10 protein-coding genes are annotated in these 12,744 nt (G+C 70.5%); 6 read left to right on the forward strand and 4 right to left on the reverse strand.

Features of this window, described 5'->3' with window-relative positions:
• The first annotated feature begins 50 nt into the window (after positions 1–50).
• The 3 genes from ACFPZ3_RS44800 (at position 51) to ACFPZ3_RS44810 (ending at position 4,041) form a co-directional block, all read left to right on the forward strand.
• Positions 51–1,331, forward strand: a complete 1,281-nt coding sequence (locus ACFPZ3_RS44800) for an aspartate aminotransferase family protein (RefSeq protein WP_379520497.1) — start codon at positions 51–53, stop codon at positions 1,329–1,331.
• Positions 1,328–2,836: a CoA-acylating methylmalonate-semialdehyde dehydrogenase gene (locus ACFPZ3_RS44805; RefSeq protein ID WP_379520498.1), complete on the forward strand. Its 1,509-nt coding sequence runs from the start codon at positions 1,328–1,330 to the stop codon at positions 2,834–2,836. Before ACFPZ3_RS44800 ends, ACFPZ3_RS44805 begins: the two co-directional genes overlap by 4 nt.
• Before the next feature lie 83 nt (positions 2,837–2,919).
• Positions 2,920–4,041, forward strand: coding sequence for an extracellular solute-binding protein (locus tag ACFPZ3_RS44810; RefSeq protein WP_379520499.1), 1,122 nt, complete (start codon positions 2,920–2,922; stop codon positions 4,039–4,041).
• A gap of 257 nt (positions 4,042–4,298) precedes the next feature.
• Here the strand turns inward: ACFPZ3_RS44810 and ACFPZ3_RS44815 are convergent, their stop codons facing one another.
• Both ACFPZ3_RS44815 and gabT read right to left on the reverse strand, forming a co-directional pair.
• Entirely contained in the window at positions 4,299–4,499 is a 201-nt protein-coding gene (locus tag ACFPZ3_RS44815) for a hypothetical protein (protein WP_379520500.1), read from the reverse strand.
• 208 nt (positions 4,500–4,707) lie between these two features.
• Positions 4,708–6,036, reverse strand: a complete 1,329-nt coding sequence (gene gabT / locus ACFPZ3_RS44820; protein ID WP_379520501.1) for a 4-aminobutyrate--2-oxoglutarate transaminase — start codon at positions 6,034–6,036, stop codon at positions 4,708–4,710.
• 91 nt (positions 6,037–6,127) lie between these two features.
• On the opposite strand from gabT, the gene ACFPZ3_RS44825 reads away from it, so the two are divergent.
• Positions 6,128–7,654: a PucR family transcriptional regulator gene (locus ACFPZ3_RS44825; RefSeq protein WP_379520502.1), complete on the forward strand. Its 1,527-nt coding sequence runs from the start codon at positions 6,128–6,130 to the stop codon at positions 7,652–7,654.
• Here ACFPZ3_RS44825 and ACFPZ3_RS44830 read toward each other — a convergent pair.
• Complete coding sequence (locus tag ACFPZ3_RS44830) at positions 7,620–8,246, reverse strand: TetR/AcrR family transcriptional regulator (protein ID WP_379520503.1); 627 nt, start codon at positions 8,244–8,246, stop codon at positions 7,620–7,622. The genes ACFPZ3_RS44825 and ACFPZ3_RS44830 overlap by 35 nt on opposite strands.
• A gap of 294 nt (positions 8,247–8,540) precedes the next feature.
• Between ACFPZ3_RS44830 and ACFPZ3_RS44835 the strand changes: the two genes are divergently transcribed.
• Positions 8,541–9,968, forward strand: coding sequence for an aldehyde dehydrogenase family protein (locus tag ACFPZ3_RS44835; RefSeq protein ID WP_379520504.1), 1,428 nt, complete (start codon positions 8,541–8,543; stop codon positions 9,966–9,968).
• Between the two features lie 33 nt (positions 9,969–10,001).
• Here the strand turns inward: ACFPZ3_RS44835 and ACFPZ3_RS44840 are convergent, their stop codons facing one another.
• Positions 10,002–11,084: a trypsin-like serine peptidase gene (locus tag ACFPZ3_RS44840; RefSeq protein WP_379520505.1), complete on the reverse strand. Its 1,083-nt coding sequence runs from the start codon at positions 11,082–11,084 to the stop codon at positions 10,002–10,004.
• A gap of 476 nt (positions 11,085–11,560) precedes the next feature.
• Between ACFPZ3_RS44840 and dxr the strand changes: the two genes are divergently transcribed.
• Positions 11,561–12,724 (forward strand): 1-deoxy-D-xylulose-5-phosphate reductoisomerase, encoded by a 1,164-nt coding sequence (gene dxr / locus ACFPZ3_RS44845; RefSeq protein WP_379520586.1) that lies wholly within the window; start codon positions 11,561–11,563, stop codon positions 12,722–12,724.
• Positions 12,725–12,744 lie beyond the last annotated feature (20 nt).

A 12,744-nucleotide genomic window follows, 5' to 3' on the forward strand; every position in this document is an offset into this window, starting at 1 on the left:
CGACAGGTTGCAGTTGGGGGTCGAGGGCGGGAAAAGGGATACTCAGTAGCATGTCGGAGCTTCTCGCGCGCCACCGGGCAGTCATGCCGAACTGGTTGGCACTCAACTACAACGAGCCCATCGAGATCGTCAGCGGCAAGGGCAACCGCGTCATCGACGCGGACGGCAAGAGTTACCTCGACTTCTTCGCCGGGATCCTGACCAACATGATCGGCTACGACGTGCCCGAGGTACGCGAGGCCGTCGAACGCCAGATCGCCACAGGAGTCGTCCACACCAGCACCGTCTACCTGCTGCGCGGCCAGATCGAGCTGGCCGAGAAGATCGCACGGCTGTCCGGGATCCCCGACGCCAAGGTCTTCTTCACCAACTCAGGCACCGAGGCCAACGAGGCCGCGCTGCTGCTGGCCACGTACGCGCGCAAGAGCGACCAGGTGCTGGCCATGCGGCAGAGCTACCACGGGCGCAGCTTTGGCGCGATCAGCGTCACCTCCAACCGGTCGTGGAAGAACAACTCGCTCTCCCCGCTCAACGTGCACTTTCTGCACGGCGCAGACCGGCACCTGACGCAGTTCAAGGGCCTGTCGGACGCCGACTACATCCAGGCGTGCACCGACGACCTGCGGCACGTGCTGGCCACCAGCGTCTCCAGCGACGTGGCGGCGCTCATCGCCGAGCCGATCCAGGGCGTGGGCGGGTTCACGATGGCCCCCGACGGGCTGTTCGCCGCGTACAAGGAGGTGCTCGACGAGCAGGGCATCCTGTTCATCTCCGACGAGGTGCAGACCGGGTGGGGCCGGACCGGCGGCTCGTTCTTCGGCATCGGCAACCACGGCGTGACCCCCGACATGATCACGTTCGCCAAGGGCCTGGGGAACGGCTTCGCGGTCGGCGGCCTGGTCGCGCGCGGTGACCTCATGGACGCCCCGCACGCCGTGGGCCTGTCCACCTTCGGCGGCAACCCGATCTCCATGGCCGCGGCCAACGCCACCCTCGACTTCGTGCTCGACCACAACCTGCAGGCCAACGCCGCCCGTACCGGGGAGATCATCATCGGCGGGCTCAAGGCGGCGGCCAAGCGGCTGCCCGTCGTGAAGGACGTGCGCGGCAAGGGCCTGATGTTCGCCGTCGAGCTGGAGAACCCCGCCCAGGCCGGCCGCTTCATGGAGCTGACCAAGCGGGCGGGCCTGCTGGCGGGCAAGGGCGGCCTGTACGGCAACGCCATCCGCATGGCCCCGCCCCTCACCCTCACGGTGGACGAGGCGACCGAGGGCCTCGGCATCATCGTCACCGCCCTGGAGACCATCAACGCGGAGGCAGCGCAGCAGTGAAGTTCGTCAAGCACTGGATCGACGGAGCCCTCGCCGACGGCGACTCCGCGCGTGCCTCGGAGTTGTTCAACCCGGCCACCGGCGAGGTGAGCGGGCACGTCGCGCTGGCCGCCGTCTCCGACGTGGACGCCGCCGTGGCGGCGGCCGTCGCCGCCTTCCCCGCCTGGCGGGACGCCTCGCTGACCAGGCGGGCCGGGGTGCTGTTCCGCTACCGCGAGCTCATGTACGCCCACCGCGACGAACTCGCCTCCCTGATCTCCTCGGAGCACGGCAAGGTGCACTCCGACGCGCTCGGCGAGGTGGCCCGCGGGCTGGAGGTCGTGGAGTTCGCCTGCGGCATCCCGCACCTGCTCAAGGGCGGCTTCTCCGAGGGCGTCTCGACCCGCGTGGACTCCTACTCGCTGCGCCAGCCGCTGGGCGTCGTGGCCGGGATCACGCCGTTCAACTTCCCGGCCATGGTGCCGATGTGGATGTACCCCGTCGCGATCGCCTGCGGGAACGCGTTCGTGCTCAAGCCTTCGGAGAAGGACCCGTCGGCCTCGCTGCTCATGGCGCGGCTCTGGCAGGAGGCCGGGCTGCCCGACGGCGTGTTCAACGTGGTGCAGGGCGACAAGGTGAGCGTGGACCGGCTGCTGGAGCACCCGGACGTGCGGGCGGTGTCGTTCGTCGGCTCCACCCCGATCGCCAGGTACGTCTATGAGACCGGCACCGCTCACGGCAAGCGCGTCCAGGCGCTCGGCGGCGCCAAGAACCACATGCTCGTCCTGCCCGACGCCGACCTCGACCTGGTGGCCGACTCGGCCGTCTCGGCGGGCTTCGGCTCGGCGGGGGAGCGGTGCATGGCGATCTCCGTCGTGCTGGCCGTGGACCCGGTCGGCGACGAGCTCGTGCAGAAGATCGTCGAGCGGGTGGACAAGCTGGTGATCGGCCCGGGCGACGATCCGGCGTCGCAGATGGGGCCGCTGGTGACCGGGCCGCACCGCGACAAGGTGGCCTCCTACCTGGACCTCGGGGTCGAGGAGGGCGCCAAGCTGGTCGTGGACGGCCGCGAGACGATCGTCGCGGGGGGCGCCAAGGCGTCCGAGTCGCCCGGCTTCTGGCTTGGGCCGACGCTGCTCGACCACGTGCCGGCCGGATCGCGGACGCACACGGAGGAGATCTTCGGGCCCGTGTTGTCGGTCGTGCGCGTCTCCTCCTACGAGGAGGGCCTCGACGTGATCAACGGCGGCCTGTACGGCAACGGCACCGCGATCTTCACCAACGACGGCGGCGCGGCCAGGCGCTTCCAGAACGAGGTCGAGGTTGGCATGATCGGCATCAACGTGCCCATCCCGGTGCCGATGGCCTTCTACAGCTTCGGCGGCTGGAAGTCGTCCCTGTTCGGCGACACGCACGTGCACGGGACCGAGGGCGTGCACTTCTACACCCGCGGCAAGGTCGTCACCTCCCGCTGGCTCGACCCCTCGCACGGCGGCGTGAACCTGGGCTTCCCCACGAACGGGTAAGAGGCGATCACGAGCGGGAGGGACTGGCATTCCTCCCGCTCCCGTCCCCGGTAAGCTCCAGCACACGGACAAGGGGGGACAACGTGAATCGTCGTCGTACTTATGCCATGGCGCTCGCCGTGACGGCGCTGACCGCCGGCATGGGTGCGGCTCGTCCGACGCCCTCACCGTCCCCCACGCCGTCCCCCACGCCCTCTCCCAGCGCCTCCCAGAGCGACGGCACCCTCCAGATCCTCACCTACCGCGGGTACGCCGAGTACGGCGGCACCAGCGGCCGGGTCAACTGGGTGGGCTCGTTCGAGAAGGAGACCGGCTGCCGGATCGCGCGGCTCGACACCGTGCAGAGCGCCGAGGAGATGGCCGACCGCGTCGGGCAGCGCCCCTACGACGTGATCACCGCCGGGCCGGTGCTGGCCGGGGACCTGATCGAGCGCAAGCAGGTGCAGGCCATCGATCCGGCCAAGGTGAGCGGATACACCGATCTCGACAAGCGTTTCCGTGACATGTCCACCGTGTCGGGCAAGGTCTATGGAGTGCCCTATCTGTGGGCGTACGACGAGTTCATCTACGACTCGACCAAGGTCACGGGCGGGGGGCTGGAGCAGCTCTTCGCCTCCGAGCGGGCGGCGCTCAGGGACAACCCGCTGACGATCGCCGACGCGGCCCTGGCCGACGGGTCCGTGAAGGAGCCATACGAGCTGAGCGAGGCCGACCTCGACAAGGCAGTCGCGATGCTGGAGCGCAACAAGGACCGCACCTACTGGCGCAATCCGATCGACCTGGTCAAGGGGTTCGCCACCGGGGCGCTCGACTACGCGCAGGTCACTCCTTACTATCGGCTGCTCCTGCAGAAGGCCGGCAAGCCGGTCAAGGTGCTCCAGACGCCCAGGACGACCGGGTGGGTCGACTCCTGGATGCTCGGCGCGAACCTGCCCGACACCACCTGCGCCTACCGGTGGCTCAACTGGGTCACCGCGGCGAACGCGCAACGCGACGCGGCCGCCTGGGCGGGCATGGCGCCGGCCAACGACAAGGCGTGCAAGGGGCGGGCGAAGGCGATGTGCGAGACGTACGGGGTGGGGGAGTCCAAGGCGCTCGACCGGGTGGAGTTCGCGGTGCGGCCGCCCGGGGGTTGCGGGGCGAAGGACGGGGAATGCACTGACTACGCCGCCTGGACGGATCGGTGGCGCGAACTCGCGAAGTAGGTGGTGGGGGCCGTTGATCCCCACGTGACCGTGCCGCGGACCTGCCCTTCCCCCCGCTGGGCCAGGCCCGCCAGAGGCGCCCCGGGCCTTCCCCCCGTCCCGGGGCGTCTCGTCTGCTCCTGACCACGTGACCGGGCAACGTGGGCTCGCGTAGCGGCGGCTCGCCGCTGAAGGGTTCAGAGGGCGTTTCCTGGAGGGTCGTCAGCCGGAGTGCGGCGGGTGGCGGGCCACGGCGCCGCGTAACGGATGATGGAAGATCAGCGGGACGGGAAGGCGACGACGGTGGCCATGGGAGCGGGCAGGAGCGCTTCTGAGCAGTCGGCGCAGGCGAGGACGGCGGCGTCGTCGGGCAGGCGGCCGACGCGCACCCGGGGCCGTGGCCACCTCTTGTGGCAGACCACGCAGGCATCGCCGTCGCGCTGGGCTGTGGTCAGGCCCTCAGGGTCGAACGTCAACATACTCCGCGCCGTTCTGGTCGGACCCCAGTTCATCACGCTCCCAGCAGCCATCGCCCCTCCGTATGTCGGAACCGTTATAACCCTGACCGAGGCCGCGAGCGTCTAGCTGAGCGTCAAGTCAGGGTGAATTCTCTACCCGAGTGACGCCTGTTACACCACAAAACGGGCATCCAGCCTCAAGCTGGATGCCCGTTTGGTTGGTTTTCGTCTAGACCTCGGCGATCGCCTTCTCCAGAATGCCCAGGCCCTCCTCCAGGAGGTGCTCGGGGATGACCAGGGGTGGCAGGAAGCGCAACACGTTCCCGTACGTGCCCGCCGTCAGCACCAGCAGCCCCTCCGCGTGGCACCGTTTGACGATCTCCGCGACGGCGGCCGGGTTCGGCTCCTTGGTGCCGGGCTCGACCAGTTCGATCGCGATCATCGCGCCCCGCCCGCGCACGTCGCCGATCACGCCGAAGCGCTCCTTGAGCGCCTCCAGCCGGGGCAGCATGATCTCGCCGATCCGGCGCGCCTTGGCGACCAGGTCCTCGGCCTCGATGGTCTCCAGCACGCCGAGCGCGGCCTCGCAGGCGACCGGGTTGCCGCCGTACGTGCCGCCGAGCCCGCCGGCGTGCACCTTGTCCATGATCTCCGCCCGCCCGGTGATGGCGGCCAGCGGCAGGCCGCCCGCGATGCCCTTGGCGGTGGTGATGATGTCCGGGACGACGCCCTCGTCCTCACAGGCGAACAACGTCCCCGTCCGCGCGAAGCCCGTCTGCACCTCGTCGGCCACGAACACGATCCCGTTCGCCCGGCAGAACTCCGCGATCCGCGGCAGGAACCCCCTGGCCGGCACGATGAACCCGCCCTCGCCGGCGATCGGCTCGATCACCACGGCGGCCACGTTCTGGGCGCCGATCTGCTTGGTGATCAGGTCGATGGCCTGCTCGGCGGCCTCCTCCGCGCAGTTCTCCGCTCCGCCCGGCCAGCGGAACGGGTAGGCCAGCGGCGCCCGGTACACCTCTGGCGCGAACGGCCCGAAGCCCTGCTTGTACGGCATGTTCTTGGCCGTCAGCGTCATCGTGAGCAGCGTGCGCCCGTGGTAGCCGTGGTCGAACACCACGACGCCCTGCCTGCCGGTGGCGTGCCGGGCGATCTTGACGGCGTTCTCGACGGCCTCGGCGCCCGAGCTCACCAGGAACGTGCGCTTCTCGTGGTCACCCGGCGTCAGCTCGTTGAGCTTCTCGCAGACCTCCACGTACGACTCGTAGGGGGTGACCATGAAACAGGTGTGGGTGAAGTCGGCCACCTGCTTCTGGACGCGCTCGACGACCTTGGGCGCGGCGTTGCCCACGTTCGTCACGGCGATGCCGGAGCCGAAGTCGATCAGCGAGTTCCCGTCGGCGTCCTGCAGCACCCCGCCGCCGGCGCGGGTGACGAAGATCGGCAGGGTGGTGCCGATGCCGGGCGGTACGGCGGCCTGCTTGCGGGCCAGCAGCTCCTGCGACTTGGGGCCTGGGATCGCGGTCACGACGCGCCGCTCCTGGGGAATGCTCATGGTCTGACGCTACGGCGGGCGCCAACCTGCGCCGATACGTCGATATGTCACACTAGGAGTGCTCCTCTTTGCCGGAATGGACAAATCTCGCATGCCGCCTTCGTTGCAGACCGTCGTGCGCCGCATGAACCTCCGGCCACTGGCCGGGACCTCGGCGCCCGGGGTGCTGGACGCCGCGGTGCGCTGGGTGGCTGTCAGCGAGCTGGCGGACCCCACGCCGTACCTGGAAGGCGGCGAGCTGCTCCTCACCACCGGCATGCGCATGGAAGGCGACCTGTACCACTATGTCGCCCGCCTCGTCGCCCGCGGCGTCGCCGGTCTCGGTTTCGGCGTCGGCGTCTCCCACGAGGAGGTCCCGCCCGCCCTGGTCGAGGCCGCGGAGGAGGCCGGGCTGCCGCTGCTGGAGGTGCCGCGCGAGACCCCGTTCATCGCGGTCGGCAAGGCGGTCAGCGAGCTGCTGGCCGCCGAGCAGTACGAGGAGATCAGCCGCGCCTTCGCCGCCCAGGGCCGCCTCACGCGCGCGGCGCTGCGGCCGGAGGGCATGCACGCGGTCATCGACCGGCTCGCCAAGGAGGTCGGGGGCTGGGCGGCGCTCCTGGAGGAGTCGGGCGAGGTGCGCCACGCCACGCGCGGCGCCAAGACCGAGGCGGTGTCGGCCGAGCTGACCCGCCTTCGCGTCGGCCGCCATCCCGAGCCCGCCGACGCCCGCCCGCGCGGCGGCCGCCGTCCCGAGCCCGCCGACGCCCGCCTGCCCTCCAGCCTCGCGCTGTCCGGGCCGGGCGAGCACATAGTGGTGCAGCCGCTGAGCGGCGGCACGCGCCCGCGCGGCTTCTTCGCCGTCGGCGCCAAGCACCCCTTCTCACCCGTCACCCACACGGTGATCAACGCCGCCGGGTCGTTGCTCACGCTGGCCATGGAGCAGGGCAGGACCCAGCTCGCCGCCGCCCGCCGCCTGCGCGTCGGCGTGCTGGAGATGCTGCTGGCGGGGGAGGAGGAGCACGCCCGCGCCGTCCTGGGCCCGCTCGGTGAACGACTCCCGGAGGGCCCCCTGGTGGTGCTCGCGGCGCCCGCCGACGCCCTGGAAGCCCTGGAGGCGCACGCCTTCGCGGCCCTGGCCGACGACGGTCGGACCGCCGTCGCGCTCGTGGCGGAGGAGGCGGCGCTGAGCGCGGAGGCGCCCGCGGGCCTCAGCCTGCCGTCCGGATACACGACCCTGCCCAACGCCCTCGACCAGGCCAGACGCGCACTGGAAGCAGCCAAAGGCCGCGGCGGCGTGGTCAGGTTCGGGGAGCTGGCGGGTCAGGGGCTGCTCGCCCTGCTCGACCCGGCCGCCGCCCAGGCGTTCTCGGCCGCGATCCTGGCCCCGCTCACCACCTACGGCTCCAGGGCGGACCTGGTGGAGTCCCTGCGCGCGTACCTGGACAGCAACGGCCACTGGGACGCGGCGGCGCAGCGGCTCGGCGTGCACCGGCACACGCTGCGCTACCGCATGAGACGCGTCGCCGACCTGCTCGGCCGCGACCTCGACGACCCGGGTGTACGCGCGGAGCTGTGGCTGGCCATGGAAGCGGCCGGCCGCGCGCCTACTCCCCCTTCTCCACCAGGTAACAGCAGATGACCGCCGTGGTCACCGCCTCGAACGTGCGACCGTCGCGCAGGTGCCCGGCGCGTTCCAAACTGACCGCTCCCTGCGCCGCCGCCCACAGCGCGTCCGCGATCTTGCGGGGCTGCGTCGGGATGAGGTAACCGGCCGAGATGCAGTCGGCGATCACGCGGTCGAGAATGTTCAGTGCGGCCCTGGCCAGGGTCCTGGCGCGTTCGCTTGGCTCGAAGCCGGGGATGGCCCGCTCGAACATGAGGCTGTAGTAGCCGGGCTCGGCCAGGCATGCCTGACGGTAGGCGGGGCCGAGCGCGTTCAGGTGCTCGAACGGGTTGCGCCGCTGCGGCACGGCCTCCAGGATCCGGCGGAAGCGCTCGAACCCCTCCAGATAGAGCGCCTCGGCCAGGCCCTCCCTGTTACCGAACATCGTGTAGATGACGGTCGTCGTGCAGCCGGCCTCCGCGGCGATCCTGCGCATGGTCAGGCTCTCGGGCCCGTCGCTCTGGAGCAGGTTCACCGCCACGTCCAGCAGGCGGGCGCGCAGTTCGTCATGGCCGGCGCGCTCACCCAGGAGATAGGCGCCCTGAAGCCCCAGCGGCACCGAGGTCATGAGGCCTCCCTCGTGGCCAAGGAGCAGGTATGCGTCCTTGTGACCTCACGGTGTTCGGTCACGGGGCCCACGCCTTTCAGATCGGGGGCCCGCCGCGCTGGAGACCCGCACCCGGTGACTTAGCCATGGCGGAGATCGCTCAAACCACTCCGTATGGTAAACATCCCGAATTAGGTCTAGTTCTGTTACATCCTGGGTATGAAACGGGGCTTGTACTTAACGGCGAGCCCCCATGAGCGTCTTGTGCATCGTGGTGTAAATCCCCGGTTCACGCCTTGGCATAACGTCGTGGGTATGGACGTGCGTACCTTCTGGCTGGCCGGCCGCGCCGCGACCGGGGACACCGAGCTGACTGTCACCAACCCGCATGACGGCCGGGAGATCGGCCGGCACTCCGTGCCGACCGATTCCCAGATCGAGGAGGCCGTCGCGGCGGCGCACGCGGTGGCCAAACAGGCCGCCGCGCTGCCCGTGCACGTACGGGCCGAGGCCCTGGCCCACGTCTCGCGCCGCCTCGCGGAACGGGCCGACGAGATCGCCCGCCTCATCACGGCCGAGAACGGCAAGCCCATCTTCTGGGCCAGGGGCGAGGTCGGGCGGGCCGTGGCCACCTTCCGCTTCGCCGCCGAGGAGACCCGCCGCTGGTCGGGCGGCGTGCAGCGGCTCGACACCGAACCGGCGGCGGCCGGGCGGCTGGCGTACGTGTCGCGCGTGCCCCACGGCCCCGTGCTGGCGATCACCCCGTTCAACTTCCCGCTGAACCTGGTCGCCCACAAGGTCGCCCCCGCCATCGCCGTCGGCGCCCCGGTGATCGTCAAGCCCGCCCCCGCCACCCCGCTGTCCTCGCTGCTGCTGGGCGAGATCCTGGCCGAGACGGACCTGCCCGCGGGCATGTTCTCGGTGCTGCCGATCGAGAACGACCGCGCCTCGGCCCTGGTCCAGGACCCCAGGCTCCCCGTGGTGTCGTTCACCGGCTCCGCCCCCGTCGGCTACGCCATCGCCGACCAGGTGCCGCGCAAGCACGTGACGCTGGAGCTGGGCGGCAACGCGGCCGCGGTCGTGCTGGCCGACGCCGACCTCGACTGGGCGGCCCAGCGCATCGCCCTCTACTCCAACTACCAGGCCGGGCAGAGCTGCATCGCCGTGCAGCGGGTGATCGTCGAGCGGCCGGTGTACGACGCGTTCGTCGAGCGCCTGCTGCCCGCCGTGTCCGCCCTCGTCACCGGCGACCCGGCCGACGAGAAGACCCAGGTGGGCCCGCTGGTCTCGCTGGCCGCCGCCGAGCGGGTCGAGCAGTGGGTGGGGGAGGCGGTCGCCGCCGGGGCCAAGGTCCTGGCGGGCGGCACCCGGGAGGGCGCCACGGTGGCGCCGACGGTCCTGTCCGACGTGCCGCACGACGCCAAGGTCGCCTGCGAGGAGGTCTTCGGGCCCGTCATGATCCTCCAGCCGGCCGCCTCGATCGACGAGGCGTACGCGATGGTGAACGACTCCGCGTACGGGCTGCAGGCCGGGGTGTTCACGCGTTCGCTGGACTCCGCCTTCCGGGCCAACCGGGAGCTGGAGGTGGGCGGCGTGATCGTGGGCGACGTGCCGTCGTACCGGGCGGACCAGATGCCTTATGGCGGGGTGAAGGACTCGGGGGTCGGGCGCGAGGGGCTGCACTCGGCCATGGAGGACTACACGTACGAGAAGGTCATGGTTTTGACGGGTCTGTCGCTTTGAACCCAGCGGGCACCGGAGGGGGCGCCCGCCGGGTCAGGCGTGTTCCGCCGTGTTGAACAGAGCCTTGACCGAGTCCCCGAAATACGGTCCGTACATGGTTCGCTCGTCGTCGCTGTACTTGAAGCTGCTCAGCGACATGATCGTGCCCTTGCCCGTGGCCGCGTCGAACTTCGACATCCAGGGGCCGCCGCTGGCGCCCGCGGTCATGTCGCAGCCCAGGCCCTGGTCGCGGGTCTGGGCGTACGGGTCGTCCTTGAGCCGGCCCGCGCAGTAGACCAGGTGGCCGCCGTCGTACGGCGGGTCGGCGGGGTAGCCGAAGCCGAACGCCTGCCCGCCGCGGGCCGGGTTGAACGCGATCTCCTGCGTGCCCACCGCGTCGGCCACGTGCTTGCCGCGCGAGGTGGCCAGGGCGACCATGCCGACGTCGTAGTTGTCGTCGCCGCTGCGTGACCACGGGCCGGCGACGAACATGCGGCGGGCGGTGTACTGGCCGTACGGGTGCTCGCCGGCCATGCCGTAACCGGGGACGAACGTCCAGTTCCCGGCCCATTCGCCGGCCCCGTCCTTGACGCAGTGGCCCGCGGTGACCACGACGTCCCTGTTGGCGCTCTTGACCGTGCTGGCCGAGCAGACGAAGTCGGCCCCGCCCACGGTCATGAACACCCGGCCGGTGGTCTTGGCCACCTGGCCGCCGGTGATCCAGCGGGCGCCGACCGTGCCGCCGGAGGGTCTGGAGCCGGCCGTGCCGGTGCCGGGCCTGGCGGCGGCCTGGTGGCGGGGGATCGACAGGTCGGCCTTCCTGCCCGACAGCTCCGGGGTCGCCTGGATGCCCGCGCGGCTGGTCAGGCCGCTCAGCAGGTCGTCGGTCACGGCGTCGAGCAGGCCGGCGGGCAGGGCCTTGGCCATGCGCTCCGGCGTCCAGTAGTCGAGCACGCGCCGCTGGTCGGCGCCGGTTCTGGCGGCGACGTGTTCGACGATGTCACTGCGTTTGGCCGTATGGGCGGGTACGGCGGTTATGGCGGCCTGCTCGCGGTCCGGAGCCGCGCCGAGGAGCGCGGGGCCGATCAGCCCCGCCAGAAGCGGAGCGGCCGCAAGCAGGGGGGTGCTCAAGGTCATGTCCCCGAAGTGTGCACTACGAGATGTGTTCTTGTGACTACTTTCGGTAAATTACTCAGAGTGCGTTCGTGCTTTGTGCTGGCGCTGGTCACCCCGTACCGGAGGCTGGTCACCCCGTACCGGAGCGGGAGGCGTTGCCGCCCGGCGTGGTGGAGTAGAGGCCGTGTCGGTGGCGGCGGCGTGCTGGGCGGGCTTCGGGGTCCGGGCTGGGCCCGTGAGTGGCAGGATGGCGGTGGGCGCGACCGGCGGTGCATTACGTACCTCCCTAAACCGGGCGTGACCTGGGAAGATAGCCGTCTCAATAGCCAGATTTCTCAAGTTTTGCGCATTCCGATATAGCGATATTCCGACATAATTAACTGTGTTATCTCGCGTCACATAAGGTGGAGAATTTTGGGATGACCGGTGCCGCGTGCCCGAGCGCGCCGCACAGCGGGGACAATGGACACGTGCATGCAGAGACCCTCCGCTCCGTCATCGTGCTCGGCTCAACAGGTTCGATCGGCACCCAGGCCCTCGACGTCATCGCCGCCAACCCCGGCGACTACCGGGTTGCCGGGCTGGCGGCAGGGGGTGGCAGGGTCGACCTGCTGGCCAGGCAGGCGGCGGAGTTCGGCGTCGAGGTGGTGGCGGTGGCCGATGCCTCGGCCGTGCCCGCGCTGAAGGAGGCGCTGCGGGCGCACGGAGCCGGCCCCGTCGTGCTCGGCGGGCCAGAAGGGGTCGCCGAAGTGGCCGGGTGGCAGTGCGATACCGTGCTCAACGGCATCACCGGCGCGCTCGGGCTGACCTCCACGCTCGTCGCGCTGAAGGCGGGCAGGACGCTCGCGCTGGCCAACAAGGAATCCCTGATCATCGGCGGGCCGCTGGTGAAGCGGCTGGCGCGGCCGGGGCAGATCCTCCCGGTCGACTCCGAGCACTCGGCGGTGCAGCAGTGCCTGTGGGCCGCCGGACCCGACGGCTACGACCCCTCGTGCGTCAAGCAGCTCGTGATCACCGCCAGCGGCGGGCCGTTCAGGGGCATGAAGCGCGAGGAGATGGCCGACGTCACGCCGGAGATGGCGCTGGCCCACCCCACCTGGTCCATGGGCCCTTTCATCACGGTCAACTCCGCGACCCTGGTCAACAAGGGGCTGGAGGTGATCGAGGCTCACCTGCTGTTCGACCTCGGCTTCGACCGGATCGAGGTCGTGGTGCATCCCCAGTCGATCATCCACTCCATGGTCGAATACGTCGACGGCTCCACCATCGCCCAGGCCTCCCCGCCCGACATGCGCCTGCCGATCGCGCTCGCGCTCGGCCACCCCGGCCGCATCCCCGGCGCGGCGCGGGCCATCGACTGGACCATGGCGCACACGTGGACGTTCGAGCCCCTCGACGACGCGGCCTTCCCCTCGGTCGCGCTGGCCAGGCACGTCGGCAGCGAGGGCGGCACCGCGCCCGCCGTTTACAACGCGGCCAACGAGGCGTGTCTGGATGCCTTCATCCAGGGAAACCTGCCGTTCCTGGCCATCGTCGACACCGTGGCCAAGGTCGTGGAGGAACACCAGGTCACCCCGGCCGACTCCGTCGAAGAGGTGCTGGCGGCCGATGCCTGGGCCAGGGCCCGTGCGGCCGAACTCACAGCCGGGCACTCCCGATAACTACCTAAACTGGAAAGCGT

The sequence above is a fragment of the Nonomuraea insulae genome (genome assembly GCF_042656245.1).

Bases quoted from the DNA above. Each gene is read 5' to 3' on its own strand.
- ACFPZ3_RS44815 (WP_379520500.1), bottom strand. From the start codon at position 4,499: ATGTTGACGTTCGACCCTGAGGGCCTGACCACAGCCCAGCGCGACGGC.
- ACFPZ3_RS44835 (WP_379520504.1), top strand. From the start codon at position 8,541: ATGGACGTGCGTACCTTCTGGCTGGCCGGCCGCGCCGCGACCGGGGAC.
- gabT (WP_379520501.1), bottom strand. From the start codon at position 6,036: ATGAGCATTCCCCAGGAGCGGCGCGTCGTGACCGCGATCCCAGGCCCC.
- ACFPZ3_RS44840 (WP_379520505.1), bottom strand. From the start codon at position 11,084: ATGACCTTGAGCACCCCCCTGCTTGCGGCCGCTCCGCTTCTGGCGGGG.
- ACFPZ3_RS44830 (WP_379520503.1), bottom strand. From the start codon at position 8,246: ATGACCTCGGTGCCGCTGGGGCTTCAGGGCGCCTATCTCCTGGGTGAG.
- ACFPZ3_RS44800 (WP_379520497.1), top strand. From the start codon at position 51: ATGTCGGAGCTTCTCGCGCGCCACCGGGCAGTCATGCCGAACTGGTTG.
- ACFPZ3_RS44825 (WP_379520502.1), top strand. From the start codon at position 6,128: ATGCCGCCTTCGTTGCAGACCGTCGTGCGCCGCATGAACCTCCGGCCA.